The sequence below is a fragment of the Mycobacterium hubeiense genome (assembly GCF_002838065.1).
Lineage (GTDB): Bacteria > Actinomycetota > Actinomycetes > Mycobacteriales > Mycobacteriaceae > Mycobacterium > Mycobacterium hubeiense.
In genome coordinates this window covers 1-14,986 of sequence record NZ_PIZU01000045.1, presented here as the reverse complement: position 1 = coordinate 14,986, position 14,986 = coordinate 1, and the positions used below count along the sequence as shown (strand labels likewise).

13 protein-coding genes and 2 pseudogenes are annotated in these 14,986 nt (G+C 65.7%); 6 read left to right on the top strand and 9 right to left on the bottom strand.

Going from position 1 to position 14,986, the window contains the following annotated elements; translation table 11 throughout:
- Nucleotides 1-11: 11 nt before the first annotated feature.
- A complete protein-coding gene (purU, locus tag CWS39_RS24160; RefSeq protein WP_102145430.1) occupies nt 12-908 on the bottom strand; it encodes a formyltetrahydrofolate deformylase in 897 nt (298 codons plus the stop codon).
- Nucleotides 909-2,092: 1,184 nt separating this feature from the next.
- On the opposite strand from purU, the gene CWS39_RS24155 reads away from it, so the two are divergent.
- Entirely contained in the window at nt 2,093-4,213 is a 2,121-nt protein-coding gene (locus CWS39_RS24155) for an Rv1355c family protein (RefSeq protein WP_255413048.1), read from the top strand.
- The gene (locus CWS39_RS24150) at nt 4,203-6,050 is read left to right on the top strand and encodes a putative bifunctional diguanylate cyclase/phosphodiesterase (RefSeq protein ID WP_102145429.1); all 1,848 of its coding nucleotides are present in this window, start codon (nt 4,203-4,205) and stop codon (nt 6,048-6,050) included. The genes CWS39_RS24155 and CWS39_RS24150 overlap by 11 nt, the downstream gene beginning before the upstream one ends.
- On the opposite strand, the gene CWS39_RS24145 is transcribed toward CWS39_RS24150, so the two are convergent.
- Nucleotides 5,984-6,829, bottom strand: coding sequence for an FAD-binding protein (locus tag CWS39_RS24145; protein ID WP_102145428.1), 846 nt, complete (start codon nt 6,827-6,829; stop codon nt 5,984-5,986). The two genes, CWS39_RS24150 and CWS39_RS24145, sit on opposite strands and share 67 nt — an antisense overlap.
- Nucleotides 6,830-7,080: 251 nt before the next feature.
- Here CWS39_RS24145 and CWS39_RS24140 point away from each other — a divergent pair.
- From CWS39_RS24140 to CWS39_RS24125, 4 genes and pseudogenes are all read left to right on the top strand, one after another.
- A pseudogene (locus tag CWS39_RS24140) lies at nt 7,081-7,757 on the top strand (TetR family transcriptional regulator).
- Nucleotides 7,758-7,809: 52 nt separating this feature from the next.
- Entirely contained in the window at nt 7,810-8,493 is a 684-nt protein-coding gene (locus CWS39_RS24135) for a TetR/AcrR family transcriptional regulator (protein WP_233213667.1), read from the top strand.
- 43 nt (nt 8,494-8,536) lie between these two features.
- Entirely contained in the window at nt 8,537-9,769 is a 1,233-nt protein-coding gene (locus tag CWS39_RS24130; RefSeq protein ID WP_102145427.1) for an acyl-CoA dehydrogenase family protein, read from the top strand.
- Nucleotides 9,770-10,879: an acyl-CoA dehydrogenase family protein gene (locus CWS39_RS24125; protein ID WP_102145426.1), complete on the top strand. Its 1,110-nt coding sequence runs from the start codon at nt 9,770-9,772 to the stop codon at nt 10,877-10,879.
- A gap of 21 nt (nt 10,880-10,900) precedes the next feature.
- Here CWS39_RS24125 and CWS39_RS24120 read toward each other — a convergent pair whose 3' ends face one another.
- From CWS39_RS24120 to CWS39_RS24095, 7 genes and pseudogenes are all read right to left on the bottom strand, one after another.
- On the bottom strand, nt 10,901-11,371 hold the full coding sequence (locus CWS39_RS24120) for an SRPBCC family protein (RefSeq protein WP_102145425.1): 471 nt from the start codon (nt 11,369-11,371) through the stop codon (nt 10,901-10,903).
- On the bottom strand, nt 11,368-12,072 hold the full coding sequence (locus CWS39_RS24115) for a DUF899 domain-containing protein (protein ID WP_102145424.1): 705 nt from the start codon (nt 12,070-12,072) through the stop codon (nt 11,368-11,370). Before CWS39_RS24115 ends, CWS39_RS24120 begins: the two co-directional genes overlap by 4 nt.
- A gap of 196 nt (nt 12,073-12,268) precedes the next feature.
- Entirely contained in the window at nt 12,269-12,685 is a 417-nt protein-coding gene (locus CWS39_RS24110) for a YbaK/EbsC family protein (protein WP_102145423.1), read from the bottom strand.
- Nucleotides 12,682-13,428: a hypothetical protein gene (locus CWS39_RS24105; protein ID WP_102145448.1), complete on the bottom strand. Its 747-nt coding sequence runs from the start codon at nt 13,426-13,428 to the stop codon at nt 12,682-12,684. The genes CWS39_RS24110 and CWS39_RS24105 overlap by 4 nt, the downstream gene beginning before the upstream one ends.
- A 37-nt stretch (nt 13,429-13,465) precedes the next feature.
- Nucleotides 13,466-13,798, bottom strand: a complete 333-nt coding sequence (locus CWS39_RS24100) for a CopG family transcriptional regulator (RefSeq protein WP_233213666.1) — start codon at nt 13,796-13,798, stop codon at nt 13,466-13,468.
- The gene (locus CWS39_RS28955; protein WP_158240391.1) at nt 13,791-13,949 is read right to left on the bottom strand and encodes a hypothetical protein; all 159 of its coding nucleotides are present in this window, start codon (nt 13,947-13,949) and stop codon (nt 13,791-13,793) included. Before CWS39_RS28955 ends, CWS39_RS24100 begins: the two co-directional genes overlap by 8 nt.
- A 185-nt stretch (nt 13,950-14,134) precedes the next feature.
- Nucleotides 14,135-14,932, bottom strand: a pseudogene (locus CWS39_RS24095) (IS1634 family transposase); the annotation flags it as partial.
- Nucleotides 14,933-14,986: the final 54 nt, after the last annotated feature.

Here is a 14,986-nt window from a genome sequence, read left to right as displayed (position 1 = left end):
GACTGCTCCTCCTAGAAGACCACGGTCTGGTTGCCGTACCGAATCACGCGGTCCTCACAGTGCCACAACACCGCCCGCGACAGTACGAGACGTTCGACGTCGGCGCCCAGGCGCCGCAGATCCTCGACCGTGTGGCGATGATCCACCCGCACGACGTCCTGTTCGATGATCGGCCCGTCGTCGAGTTCCTCGGTCACGTAGTGAGCCGTCGCGCCGACCAGCTTGACGCCGCGTTCCTTGGCCCGTCGGTAGGGCGCGGCACCGATGAAGGCGGGCAGGAAGGAGTGGTGGATGTTGATCATCGGGCAGCCGACCTCGGACAGGAACTGCGGACTGATGATCTGCATGTAGCGGGCCAGCACCACCAGGTCGACGTTGCCCCGCAACAGGTCGAGTTGTCGCCGCTCCGCTTCGGCGCGAATCTCCTTGGTAGCGGGCACATGTAGAAACGGCACCCCGAACGGGCGGACTTGATCGGCGAGGTCGGGGTGATTGGAGATCACCATCAGCACCGACATGTCGAGTTCGCCACGACGATTGCGCCACAACAGATCCAGCAGACAGTGGTCTTCCTTGGACGCCATGATCGCCACCCGTTTGGGTTTCGACGCCTCGGTAAGCCGGAAGTCCATGTCGAAGCGGTCGGCCACCCGGTCACGGAACGCGCGCTCCAGATCGTCGCGTGCCGCGGTCAATCCCGGCAAGTGAAATATGGTGCGCTGGATGAACGTACCGCCGGTCTGCTCGGTCGAATGTTGATCCAACGACACGATATTGGCGCCCGATTCGGCGAGAAATGTGCTGACCGCCGCGACGAGCCCGGGCCGATCGGCGCACCGCAGCAGCAGCCGGCCCACATCTTTGGCCGGCAAGGTCGCACGCCCTGCGCTCGGATATTCCTCCGCCACCTTCTCAGCGTCTCACTCGCCTGCAGCCGTGCGGACGAAAAACACACACCCACCCGGAAACGACCTGCAAAACGCCGCCGCCGCTCACCATCAGGCTGGCTCGACGGGCAAACAGCAAAAATAGCCCAATGGCCCCATGCCGGTGCCAGATAATTCACCACAGCGTCACAAGAGTTCGCCAGAACCCCCTCGCCAGATAGATGACCAGCAAAAACTTTCTGCGTCGCGATTGCCAATTTGACGACTTTTTGTTTGCCCGCCGTGTTCGGCCTTTATCCACCAAACGCAATCCTGGACAAGTTTGCTTCGCTAGCTGGAATTAAACGGACCGGCGGCAGGATACTTATTTCTGCATATTCGCACACCACGGACTGCGGATGCCGGCGGTCGACACAACAGCCAGGTTTCGCCGACGGCCTTATGGAGGGACGGCAATGCAACTCGCACAATTGAGCACGACCGCCGGCGGCGATTTCAGCCTCGACGCTGCCATCCGGTGGCGGGATTCCGATAGCGGCGCCACGATCGTGGTGGCTCGACCATCCGACGAACCGGACCTGTGGGCCGAATATGTCGACGGTGCTCGGCGCACGTACCGCAAACACGGCGTGGAACGCGCGCTCGACATGGCCGAGATTCTGGAGGCCGACGGGACGGCGCTGTTCTACACGGCTCTCGACGCGACCGGGCGGGTGGTCGGCGGCGTCCGCGCCAAAGGTCCATACACCTGCGCCGACGAATCGCATGCGGTGATCGAATGGGCAGGCCATCCCGCCCTGCCAGCGGTCCGCAAGATGATCACCGATCGGCTGCCGTTCGGCGTCGTCGAGATGAAAACCGCGTGGGTGACCGACGATGCGGACTGCGACCGCGCCGCCCTCACCAGAGCATTCGCCCGCACCGCGTTGCCGACGATGTCGTTGCTGAATGTGCAGTTCCTGTTGGCCACGTCGGCCGGCCACGTGCTCGACCGCTGGAAGTCGTCGGGTGGGGTGGTGGCCGCTTCCATCCCCGCCACCCCCTACCCCGACGAGCGGTACCGGACAAAAGTGATGTGGTGGGACCGCAGCACCTTCGCGAACCATGCGGAACCACAACAGTTGTCGAAGATGCTCGCCGAAACCGCGCAGTTGACGGAGGCGCTGACGTCCCGGGACGCCGAGCCGGCATCTGCCCATCATGGCGTGACGTGGGAGCACTGCGGCGCACGCATTCTCGACATGTCCAATCCGCGGGACCGCCGCATGCTGGCTGAACTGGAAGCCGATCCCCGCATCGAGTTCGTCGACCAGTGGCAGCAACAAGCCGAATGTGCCCGCCGGTTAAGGCCCAGCCTCGAGATCGACACCACCACCGGACCCACGCACTGGGCGTATTACCCGTGGCGACGCGCCGTCGTCGCGCTATTGGATCCACACGCTTTTCGGCGAGTCCGGTTGGACCGCAACGCCAATATGATCACCGCGGACGAGCAGGAGCATTTCGGCACGCTGAAGATCGGGGTGGTCGGCCTCAGTGTGGGTCACGTGGTCGCGCACACCATTGCCGCCGAAGGCCTGTGCGGTGAACTGCGGTTGGCCGATTTCGATCACCTGGAGTTGACGAACCTGAACCGGGTCCCCGCGGGCGTGCTCGACCTCGGAGTGAACAAGGCGACACTCGCCGCACGGCGGATCGCCGAACTCGATCCCTATCTGCCTGTGCGGGTATGCACCTCGGGTGTGACGCAAAACAGCATCGACGGATTCCTCGACGGCCTGGACATCGTCGTCGAGGAGTGCGATTCGCGCGATATGAAGGTCATCGTCCGGGAAGCCGCGCGCGCCAAGGGAATCCCGGTGCTCATGGCCAGCTCCGACCGCGGCCTGGTGGACATCGAGCGCTTCGACCGCGAGCCGCAACGGCCCATCCTGCACGGGCTGCTCGGCGATGTCGACACCGCCACCCTGCTGAGCTTGGACAGCCGCGACAAGGTTCCCTACGTGCTGCGCATCCTCGATGCAGCCAAGCTCTCCTCGCGCGGTGCGGCATCGTTGGTCGAGGTCGGGCAGACGCTGTCGACCTGGCCGCAGTTGGCGGGCGACGTCACGCTCGGCGCAGCCGCGATCGCGGCAGCCATCCGCAAAATCGGGATGGACGAGGACCTTCCGTCCGGGCGCGTCCGCATCGACGTTTCCTCGGATCTCGACAACCTCACCGAACCGATGGCACCGAACGTCAACGATCAATCGGCGCCCAGCGACTCGCTGGCCGACCCGGCCAGCGATGATGTCGTCGAGCGGGTGACGGCGGCCGCCGTGCGCGCCCCGTCGGCAGGCAACGCACAGCCCTGGCGTCTTGAGGCACAACAGGATTCGGTCACCATCGCCGTCTCACCGCAACACACGTCGACACTCGACATCGGTTTCCGTGCCAGCGCGGTGGCGGTGGGCGCGGCCACCTACAACGCGAAAGTGGCCGCGGCGGCCTGTCATCGCGTGGGCTCCGTCGAGTTCAGCGACGGCGACGGGGAGTTTCCGCTGCGCGCAGTGATCCGGCTGGCCGAGGGGCATGAGCCCGACCTAGCCCGCTTGTACGAGCCGATGCTGCGCCGGGAGACAAACCGCCGCCCCGGGACGCCGGGAACCGTCGACGCCGACACCGTCGACCTGCTGCACCGCGCCGCCCAGCAGGAGGGTGCTCGGCTGCACCTTCTGTCGGAGCGCGACGAAATCGACGCGGCGGCCGACATTCTCGCGGCCACGGACCGCATGCGCTATCTGACGCCGCACCTGCACGCGGAGATGATCGCCGAACTGCGCTGGCCGGGTGATCCCGACGCGGATTCGGGCATCGACGTCCGCAGCCTCGAACTCGACAGCGGCGACCTGGCCACCCTCGACATCCTCCGTCGGGCCGACGTCATGGCCCACCTCGCGCAGTGGAACACCGGCACGGCCCTGGGCGAGCACACCCGCAAACGGGTGGGCGCGAGTTCCGCGCTGGCCGTGGTGACGGTCGAAGGCCAGCGGCTGGTGGACTACGCCCGCGGCGGGTCGGCGATGGAGGCGGTCTGGATCATCGCGCAGCAGCACGGGCTCGCCGTCCAACCAGTGTCGCCGCTTTTCCTCTATGCCCACGACCAGCAGGAACTGCGCAAGCTGTCGGCCCCGTTCGCGCCGTCTCTGCAGCGGCTTCGGCACACCTTCCGGGAGCTGGCCGGCACCCGGGAAGATGAGTCACAGGTGATAATGCTTAAGTTCTGCACAGCCCCGCCGGCATCGGTGCGCAGTCGGCGCCGAATGAAAGAAGTTCGTGCCAAGTAACTTGGATCTGGTCGTCACCGCGGTCGCGACCCAACTGATGGCCGCCGACGCGGCCACCTCACCCCAGGTGAGTCAGAAGGTGCTGGCCGATCTCGTCGACCATTTCGAACTCGACTTCAGCTTCCTGCGCTACAACGACCACAACATTCGCGCGTCGAAGCTGATTGCGGAGTGGCCGGTGCGGGCCAACGTTCCCGACCCGGACCCGATCGGCGTCGTGTACTTCGCCGACGCCGATCCGGTGTTCGCGCTGGCCGAACACGCGAAGGAGATTCACGTGTTCCGCCCGGAGCCCGCCACCGACGAGTTCCGGCAGCTGATCGAGAAAGCCAGCGGCATCTCCGCGAGCACGGTGGCCGCCGTTCCGCTGGTGTCGGGCGACGTCACGACCGGGGTGCTCGGATTCGTCAAGTACGGCGATCGCGAATGGCTGCCCGACGAGCTCAACGCCCTCAAGGCCATCGCCTCCTTGTTCGCGCAGGTGCAGGCCCGCGTCGCCGCCGAAGAGCAGCTGCGGTTCCTGGCCGATCACGACGACCTGACCGGGCTCTACAACCGTCGTGCCCTGGTCGCACACCTGTCGGCCCGTCTTGCGCCCGGCCAGCCGGGACCGGTCTCGGCGCTGTTCTTCGACCTCGACCGCCTCAAGACCATCAACGACTACCTCGGCCACACCGCCGGTGACTGGTTCATCCGCGCCCTGGCCGACCGACTGCGGGAGTGGTCGGAGGCGCCGAGCATGATCGCCCGGCTCGGTGGTGACGAATTCGTCGTCGTGCCCGCCGAGCCGCTGGACACCGAAGCCGCTGAGGCGTTGGCGTACCGGTTGCAGTCGGCGCTGCGGGAGCGGGTGCCGATCGAGGGCGAGATGCTGACCCGCACCGTCAGCATCGGGGTGGCGCTGGGAATTCCCGGCCGCGACACCACGTCGGATCTGCTACGCCGCGCCGATCAGGCCGTGCTCACCGCGAAGAATGCCGGTGGCAACGAGGTTGCCGTCTTCACCGACGACATGTCACTGAAGAGCGAATTCCGCAACGACATCGAGCTGCATCTGCAAAGCGTGATCGAGAACGGCTCGCTGGTACTGCACTACCAGCCCGAGGTCGATATGCGTACCGGCGCCATTCTGGCCACCGAGGCCCTGGTCCGCTGGCAGCACCCCACCCGGGGGCTGCTCTCCCCCGACGCGTTCATCGGGGTGGCCGAATCCATCAATCTCACCGGCGAATTGGGTCGGTGGGTGATGCGGGCCGCCTGCGCGCAGTTCGCCCGGTGGCGGGCCAAAGGGGTGGGCCTCGACACGGTGCTGCGCATCAACGTCTCGCCGGTGCAGTTGGTCAGCGACGGCTTCGTCGAATCGGTTGCAGGCATCATCGACGAATTCGGTCTGCAGCGTGATTCGGTGTGCCTGGAGATCACCGAAAGCGTTGTGGTCCAGGACATCAAGACAACCCGCTTCACGCTTGCGGGCCTGAAGGCGGCGGGCGTGCAGCTGGCCATCGACGACTTCGGCACCGGATACAGCGTGCTGTCGCATCTCAAATCCCTGCCCGTCGACACCCTCAAGATCGACAAGGGTTTCGTGCGCGAACTCGGGGAGAATCCGGGCGATCTGGCCATCGTGCGCGCGATCATCGCCCTGGCCGAGGCGTTCGGTCTGCAGCTGGTCGCCGAGGGCGTCGAAACGGAGGCCGCGGCGACGACGTTGTTGCGCCACGGGTGTTTCCGAGCACAGGGGTTTCTGCTGTCGCGCCCGATGCCCGGCGATCAGATGGAGTCGCTGCTGGCCGAGGGACGCATCCCGGTGCATTTCTCGGCGACGCCGAGCGTGTGAGCGGGCGGCACGGGCTCACCGGCGACGACGAGCTCGACGCGGCCGAACCGGCTTGCGGGCTTATTGACCAGGCAAACTTCAACGATGCCCTGCCCCGCCAACCCGGTTCTCATCGCGGTGCCATCCGTCTCGCGATCCGACGTCGTCACGATGACCCCATGGTGCGTCCGAACCGCGTAGGGGCCGTCCGGGGTCGCGAGGACGGCGCCGACGACGTCACCTTCTTCGAACACGATGCGCTGCAGCGGGCTCTCGTCGAACACCTCGACGTCGCGGTCGCGCGCCTGTGCAATCAGCCAGTCCCCCAGTTCCGACGCGGTGACGGCGTCGGTGTCGGGCGGCAACGAACCGACGGCTGCCACTTCGACAATCTCACCGTCGCGGGTGCGCATCGTCGTGCCGCGGTTCGAGACGCGGGTGTGCAGGAATCCGTACGGCGACGCCAAGCAGCAGCTAGCCCAATCCCGCAGCCGCGCACCGAGAAACGGCGCGACGGCTGCCCTCGGCTTGTCCGGCGGTAAGGCATCGACGACCCGCAACGGCGGATCCGCATTCCACATCGCCGCGGAGGGTGGCTGCGCATCGCCGGTCACTGCCGCGAAGTAGTCCAGCGTGTCAGAGTCCGTCACGCCGGCGCCGAGCGACGGCACACCCTCACTTGGTGCGCTCGGTTGGGCGACCAACACGTCGAGTCCGGCGTCGTCCGCCGCGACGGCGCCCGCCAACCCGCCCAGTCCTGATCCCACGCAGAGCACATCGACTTCGTCGTCCCACGTCATCGGGTGCACCCGCGGTCCGCGTAATAATCGCGGCGTTGCCACGGTCCGCTTCGGGGGTTTTTGCCAGTGCGGACTTTGGCAACAGCCTCCAAGCTTCGCTCCCTTCCTGGAGCTTGAACTAAACGTTATTTTTGCACGGGATTTTACATACTTTTGGAATGTTCCCGAGCGGCGGAGATACTTTTGGTATTTTAGCCGTCCTGGAATGAAAGAAATATGTTCTTGAGAAACGTGCGAGGCGGCCTCGGCCTGTGACCGAACAAATCGATCGACGCGCCGACGCCACGCGACTGCAGATCCTGCGGGCCGCCTCGCGCCAATTCGCCCACAAGCCCTACAGCGACGTGAGCCTCGACGATATCCTCGCCGACGCCGAAGTCACCAAGGGCGCCATGTATTTTCACTTCCGGTCGAAGCGGGCCCTGGCCACGGCCGTCGTCGAACAGCGCGCGGCGATCGGCCAGACTGCGGTCGCCGACCTGCTCGGCCGGCAACTCTCCGGCATGGAGACACTCATCGATATCTCGTACGTCATCGCGACCGCCGACATCGGCGAGGCGATGGCTCGCGCCGGCCTGAATCTGCTCGGATCGATCGGGCGCTCCGACGGGCTCTCGGACCGTGTGCTCGGTGAGTGGGTGACGGGCTTCGCCGACATCGCCAGGCGCGCGGTCAGCGACGGTGACGTCGTAGCTGCCCGTACTCCCGAAAACATTGCCAGAGTACTTGTTTCGCTCTATCTCGGGTTACGCCAAACCAGTGACTTCGCAGCGCCCGAACGCTTCCTCACCGACCTCGAGAACTGCTGGCTGCTCACGTTGCCGGGGTTCGCCAACCCGACCGGCTCGACTACCTCACCGAGTTCATCGGTCGGCGCACCGCACTGACGATCAAGAACGTCACGCCCCTGCAGGCCGGTGTTCTATGATCGCCGAGCACGTACGCCTGATTCGACGTGACGGACCTTCGGGAGGTACTCGGTGCCCCAAGCCCGTTCCGAGGTAACCCGGCAACGCCTCATCGATTCCGCTGTGGATCTGTTCGACGAAATCGGTTATCCAGCTGCGGGATTGGGCAACATCCTGGAACGCGCCGAACTGACCAAGGGAGCGTTCTACTACCACTTCGACTCCAAGGAGTCCCTCGCGTCGGCGATCATCGACGCAGGCGCCGCCAACCTGCTCGCTTCGTTCCGCAGCATCAATGAATCACCCGGACCGGCGCTCGAGGGCATCATCCACGGTGTCTTCCTGGTGGCCGAACAGTTGAGCACCGACACGTTCGCGCGGGTCGCCACGCAGCTTGTCCGGGTGTTCGTCGAGTTCAATGAGGCGGCGCGGCGCACCGTAAACGAGTGGCGGACGTTGTTCGCCGCCGGCCTCGCGCAAGCCTGCGCCGAAGGTGACCTGCGCCCGGACCTCGATCCGCAGGGCGTCACCGACACGGTCATCGGTGCGCTGCTGGGCACGGAGCTGATCTCCAGAACCGCCGGCGGGTCCCTTCGGGACCGAGTGGCCCAGACCTGGGAACTGCTGCTCCCAGCGATCGTCAGCGACACCTCGCTGGTGTATTCCGACAGTTTCTGGCGCGAGAATCCCTGCGCACCAACGTCGCCGACTAGCGACGACCGCGCTGGGGCCCGGCAGCTTTGTCGAGTTGAGTAACTAGGTTTACTATGTCTGTACCGAACGGCAGGCAGGGGAGGCCATGGATCTGGACTGGTCGGCGAGCGACCTCGCATTCCGCGACGAGGTGCGCGAGTTTCTCGACGAGAAGCTGACGCCGGAGCTGCGGCAGGCCGGCCGATTGATGACCAGCGTCTACGCCGATCACGACGCGAGCATGAAGTGGCAGCGGATCCTGCACGAGCGCGGGTGGGCGGCCCCCGCGTGGCCGGTGGAGTACGGCGGCTGCGACTGGAGCCTGACCCAGCACTACATCTTCAGCAGGGAGTCGACGTTGGCGGGGGCGCCTTCGTTGTCGCCCATGGGAATTCGGATGGTCGCGCACGCGCTGATCGCGTTCGGCACCGACGCGCAAAAGGACTACTTCCTGCCGCGCATCCTCACCGGCGAAGTGTTCTTCTGTCAGGGTTACTCCGAACCCGAGGCGGGATCGGACCTGGCGGCGCTGTCGATGGCCGCCGTCGACGACGGAGACGACCTCGTCTGCACCGGCAGCAAGATCTGGACAACGCATGCGCGTGAAGCGAATTGGATGTTCGCACTGGTCCGCACGTCACGGACGGGCAAGAAGCAGCAGGGCATCACGTTCGTACTCATCGACATGACGTCACCGGGCATCGAGATCCGCCCGCTGGTGATGACCTCCGGCGAGGAGATCCAGAACCAGGTGTTCTTCGACGGGGTGCGCGTGCCGAAGACCAACGTGGTCGGCCGAATCGACGACGGTTGGACCGTCGCGAAGTATCTGCTGGAGTTCGAGCGAGGCGGAGGCGCGGTCGCGCCCGCGCTGCAGGTGATGGCCGAACAGATTGCTTCGGTATCTGCCGAGGCACCTGGCCCGGCGGGCGGTGTGCTGCTTGACGATCCGGCGTTCGGGCGCAAGCTCGCCGACGCGCGAATCCGCACCGAGGTGCTCGAGATCCTCGAGTACCGGGTGCTGGCCGCGGTGGCCGGGGGCGGCAACCCCGGAACGGCGTCGTCGATGCTCAAGATCCTCGGCACCGAACTGAGTCAAACGCTCACCGAACTGGCGATGGAGGCGGCCGGGCCGCGGGGTCGCGTGTACCAACCGCATGCCACCCGCCCCGGCGGACCGATCGCCGATTTCGAGCCGCCGGCCGACGGTTACGTCAGCGGCGAACCCTGGCAGGCGGTCGCGCCACTGCGGTACTTCAACGACAGAGCTGGCTCAATCTACGCCGGTAGCAACGAGATTCAGCGAAATATCCTGGCCAAGGCGGAATTGGGGCTATAGATGGACTTCACCCTGACCAAGGAACAAGAGCTGCTGCGCGACGGGCTCACCAAGTTCTTGTCGACCCGCTACGACCTGGAGAAGAGCCGGGCCGCCGCCAAGACCGGCGCCGGCTGGCAGCCCGACATCTGGCGGGCGTTCGCCGACGAGCTCGGTATCCTCGGCGCCACCCTGCCCGAAGAAGTGGGCGGAATCGGCGGCGGCCCAGTGGAAATGATGGTGATCGCCGAGGCGCTGGGGCATGCGCTGGTGGTCGAACCGTATGTGGACTGCGCGGTGGTTGCGGCCGGTCTGCTGCACCGCGCAGGCGCATCAGCGCTGCTGGAGAAGGTCGTCGCGGGCACGGCGATCGTGGCATTGGCCGCGGCCGAGCCCGGGTCCGGAGACCACTGGCAGGACGTGTCGACGACCGCGCACCTCGACGGCGGCGAATGGGTGGTGCGGGGTTCGAAGATCGTCGTGATGAGCGCCCCGCTGGCGACACAATTGTTGGTCACCGCACGCACGTCGTCGGGAATCTCGCTGTTCCTGCTTGATGCGGGGCACCCCGGCATCGTCGCGCACAACTACCGGACCATCGACGACAAGCGCGCTGCCGACATCGAGTTCGACGACGTGCGGCTGCCCGGCGATGCGTTATTGGGCGAGGAGGGTCAGGCGTGGCCGTCGATCGCGCAGGCGCGTGACGAAGGCGCCGCAGCAGTGTGCGCCGAGGCCGTGGGGTGTATGCGAAAGGTGTTGGCCGACACCGTCGAGTACTGCAAGCAACGTCAGCAGTTCGGGCAACCGATCGGCACCTTCCAGGTGCTGCAGCATCGGATGGTCGATATGCACATGGAGGTCGAGCAGGCGGTCGCCGCGGTGTATCTAGCGGTGCTGAATCTGTCGTCGGAGCCGTCAGTGCGGGCCCGTGCGGCGTCGGCGGCAAAGGCGACCTTCGGGCGGGCGGCGAGGTTCGTCGGGCAGAACGCGGTGCAGCTGCACGGCGGCATGGGGATGACGGAGGAGCTCGCGATCGGCCACTACTTCAAGCGGCTGACTGCGATGCAGTACGAATACGGGTCGACCGACTACCACGTCGCAAGGTATGCGGAGCTGACGCGAGGCTGACTCGCGGCGCGTGCCTCGTGCCTACTTGACCGAACGCGCCAGCGCTTCAAGCGATTCCACGAGGAACTGCTCCGGGAATGGCGGCATGCCACCGATTTCGTCGCGGAAGCTCTGCGGTGTGCCCGTCCAGTCGTAGGTGAGCGTCACCTCGGTGCCGTCACCGTTGGGGGCGAGGTCGTAGCGCCAGCTCCAGCCGCCGGGGTCGTGGTTGCCCGCGTCGTCGAGCTGTCCCGGCAGCCAGCCGATCGCGCGGTCCTTCTCGAAAACGTTGACCAGGTTGTGCATGACGTAATGCCCGCCGGCGAACTCGAGAAACATGTTGACCGCGAATATCTGCCCCGTCCCCGTGATGGGCTCGGTATCGACCGCGTCGCGCACCCAGTCGCCGGGCTCGGTGTCCTTGTGCCGCGTCGGGTCGGCCAGCACGGCGAAGACCTCCGCCGGCGTGGCGTCGATGGTGCGTGTGACGACAAAACATTCACGGTCGGTCATGCGTTGCCTTTCCCGTAGAACCGTGCGATATCGGGACTGTCCAGCCAGCCCGAATAGGTCGGTCGCTTGGGCCACCCCTCAGGAGAGTCCTGCCATTCCTCCTGACGGCCGTACGGCAGGATGTCGATCAGCGCGAAGGTGTGGCTGAGCTGTTCGGTCCCGCGGCCGTTGGTATGCCATGTCCGGTAAACCTTTTCACCGTCGCGCAGGAACACGTTGACCGCGAAGCCGCCGCCGGGGGGCGCGTCGACGTCGGCGCCGAAGCTGCTCTGCGACGACGAGTACCACTCCATCTTGTTGCCCACTTTGTCGCGGTAGGCCAGCGCCTCCTCGATCGGTCCGTTGGTGACGATGACGAAGCGGGCGTCATAGTTGTCGAGGAACTCCAGCCGGGTGAACTGCGACGTGAATCCCGTGCAACCGCCGCAATGCCACTCCGCGCCGTCGGTCCACATGTGGTGGTAGGTGATGAGCTGCGACCGTCCCTTGAAGATGTCGACCAGGCGAATGGGGCCCTCGGCGCCGATCAGCGTGTAGTCCGGCAGCTCCACCATGGGCAACCGGCGGCGGGCGGCGGCGATCGCGTCCAGTTCGCGCGTTGCGGCCTTCTCCCGCCGCCGCAGCTCGTCGAGGGCGGCGCGCCACGTCTGCTGGTCGACCACTGGCGGCTTGGCTGACGTTGTGACTGACTCGCTAGCCATTGCGATGCTCCTTCCGATGGTGTTCGTCTTCAGTGTTGACCCGAGTGCGGGCAGAAAGTCATCGCACCCGCATCGCAGTGCCCTCGGTGATGGTCAGCAATTGCTCGTAGCTCTACTTTTCCTTCAGGGGACGCCTCGTAGGCGTGAAAATTCGCCTCACCAGCACCACCAGGCACATCAGTTACGCATTTTCCGGTCAGGTCAGCGGCATCACCGAGTCGGCGGTGCCGGCGGCGGTCCAGATCACCGGATAGCGCGACAGTGTCTCATCGACGAGGGTGCGCAGTCTGCGGGGATGACCGGTCGGCGCCACTCCCCCGATCGCCTGACCGGTCGCGGTGCGTACCAGTTGCGGTGTGGCCTTCGATATCTCGCCGGCACGGAGGGACGCGGCGAGCAGGTCGGTGTCCACTCGGCTGGCGCCGCTGGCCATCACCAGCAGCGGCTCGCCGTCGCAGGCGAACACCAGGCTGTTGGCGATGGCGCCGACCTCGCACCCCAGCTGGCGCGCCGCCGCGACGGCGGTCTTGGCGTCCTCGTCGAGGATTCGGATTGCGGGCTCGATACCGAGATTCTGCAGAGCGGCGGCGACACGGGAATTGCGTTCGTTCATTGCGTCGAATGCTGCCCGATCCACTGCCGGCCGGCTTCCGCGGCGCGCTGCAGGGCGCCGAATTCGCCGAAGTAGTCGACGACGGCGCCGACCGCCGGCAGCATGCCCAACACCCGGAAGACGGCGCGGGGATGCGGGCGCCGGGCGAGTTCGTCTCTGATGGCGTTCAGCAGACCCGCCAAACTCCAGAGCGCGCGGACGACGCCGGCCGGCGTCGCGGAGAACTGGATCAGCTCCTCGTCGGTGTCGTCTGGCACCGTGCTCGGCGGCAGCTCGCGGTGGCACAACACCGACGCCAGCAGGCGGACCTGCGCTTGGCGGTCGGTGACGCCGTGTTCGCGCGCCACGGCGCACAACACGATGGCCTGGTTGGCGAACCCGAGCAGATCCTGGATCGGTAGCCGGTCGGCGATGACGCCGAGAAATCCGGGGAAGGCGACGGCAACGTTGTTCAACGCCCCGACGCGTCGCACCCACCAGTTGACGCGGGCATCGAGATCCATGCCGTCCCACGCCGACGTCCCCGGCACGTCGGCGATGTTGAGCACCCGCGCCAGCGTGTCCTGAATCTTGTCGACGGCGCCGTCGCCGTCGCCGAGGTGTCGGGTGCGATGTTTCAGCCCCAGCGGATCGGTTTCGGCCAAGATGTCGAGGAGTGGATCGATGATCTGCACGGCGCGGCCCAGTACATCGGCGATGTCGGCGTCGCTGATCTTCGCCTTGGGCGTGGGAATGAGGTTCACCTCGTCATGATGACCCATCGGGGCGACCTGCAAACTACTAAGTGCGTACACCCCGCGCGACCAACTCCTTGATCCGATCCGCAGCCGCCGCCACCTGCGCCGCTACATCCAGGTCGTCTGCCTGGTCCTCGGCGATCATGGCCAGCAGCCGCTCGCGCGCAACCGTCGACGCCGGCAATCCGCGCTCTGCGGCGATCCGCTCGATCGCCTCGAACTCATCGGGGTCAAGCCGCACCTGCAACACCCTGCTGAGCGCCCGGTTCGGCCTGCTCACTTTCACATGCGGCGGGATGGGCTGGTCCGCGTGGTCAGCCGCAGCGGCCTCGATCTCGTCTTGTTCGGCCAGCGCCTGCTCGAGTCGCTTACCCATCGTCGTCCTCCTGCCGGTTGTATTTGCGAGTGTCCGTGTCGTTGGACGGCCACGCGTTGAGGCCCCTTTCGATTCCGTCCTCCTCGACCGTGATGACGGTGACGAGCCCGCCGGATCCGGCTAGTAAGTCCGGCTTGAACGTTCGCACCATCGGCTACTCGGTCACGTTCGGGTCCAGCACCAACGCGTCAGGGTCAGCTACACAGGCATACGTGTTCCCGCACTAAAGGCAAATCGGCCAGTCGAACCCGTTCTTTTCACAGATGTAATGGACACGCAGAAAATCTGGCCGGTCCCGAGTTGGGCCAAATTAGTGCACATCGTCCCGAGTTGGGTCTTGATGCTCCAGCCGGTTTGGTGCTCGATCCAGTGCGAGACCGCCATGGCGGCGAACACGACCGTCAGGTGCGCTTCGATCGAGTCACGGGTGCGGTGATAGATCGGGCGGGCCTGTAGGTCGTGCTTGGACATCCGGAAGGCCTTCTCGATGCGCCACAACTGGTGATAGGCGTCGATGACGAACGACGCGGGCTGATCGACCAGGTTGGTGGTGTAGCCCTTCCAGCCGGCCAGGGCGCGGGTCTTGGCCTCCAACGTGCGGTTCACGCTCTTGGTGGCGCCGGTGAGCTGGATGTAGCGGTTGCGTTTGACCGGGGCGTGCCCGTCAACCGCGCGTTGGGCCTTGGCCACCTGCTCATCGATGCCCCGCAACGTCTTTCGCGCCCTGTCGTGTCGGTACTGGTAGTGGATCACCCGATCCGGGATACCGCGTGCTTACTCGCTGCTCGTCGACGGCCATGGCTGGGTGAGTACCAGCCCGTCGGGGATCGCCTCATCGGCATGCTTGTCGCGCCATTCACGCACCACGTCAGGTAAGAACGGAATCCGGGCGCCGAGGATGTAGGTCAATTTCGCTGCGTGCAACGCGACCGGGTTGGCTTCGGAGATCATCCCGGCATCGGCGACCACGGTGACATCGGACAGCTGGTGAGCGGCCTTGAACTCGTTGATTACCGGCACCATCGTGGCGGTCTCGGCCCGGTTGCCCTCGAACGCCGCGACGTTGAGCGGTAGGCCGCTGGCGTCGGTGAGCAGTCCGACCGTTATTTGCGGATCCAGGCGCCGCTCCTTGCTGTTATGCCGTGGTCGGCATAATTCGAATTATCCCGAGGTCGTGGTTATGCCGAG

Excerpts from the sequence above, each read along its gene's own strand:
- CWS39_RS24145 (WP_102145428.1), bottom strand. The coding sequence starts at position 6,829 with ATGACGTGGGACGACGAAGTCGATGTGCTCTGCGTGGGATCAGGACTG.
- CWS39_RS24130 (WP_102145427.1), top strand. The coding sequence starts at position 8,537 with ATGGATCTGGACTGGTCGGCGAGCGACCTCGCATTCCGCGACGAGGTG.
- CWS39_RS24125 (WP_102145426.1), top strand. The coding sequence starts at position 9,770 with ATGGACTTCACCCTGACCAAGGAACAAGAGCTGCTGCGCGACGGGCTC.
- CWS39_RS24120 (WP_102145425.1), bottom strand. The coding sequence starts at position 11,371 with ATGACCGACCGTGAATGTTTTGTCGTCACACGCACCATCGACGCCACG.
- CWS39_RS24115 (WP_102145424.1), bottom strand. The coding sequence starts at position 12,072 with ATGGCTAGCGAGTCAGTCACAACGTCAGCCAAGCCGCCAGTGGTCGAC.
- CWS39_RS24110 (WP_102145423.1), bottom strand. The coding sequence starts at position 12,685 with ATGAACGAACGCAATTCCCGTGTCGCCGCCGCTCTGCAGAATCTCGGT.
- CWS39_RS24100 (WP_233213666.1), bottom strand. The coding sequence starts at position 13,798 with ATGGGTAAGCGACTCGAGCAGGCGCTGGCCGAACAAGACGAGATCGAG.
- CWS39_RS28955 (WP_158240391.1), bottom strand. The coding sequence starts at position 13,949 with ATGGTGCGAACGTTCAAGCCGGACTTACTAGCCGGATCCGGCGGGCTC.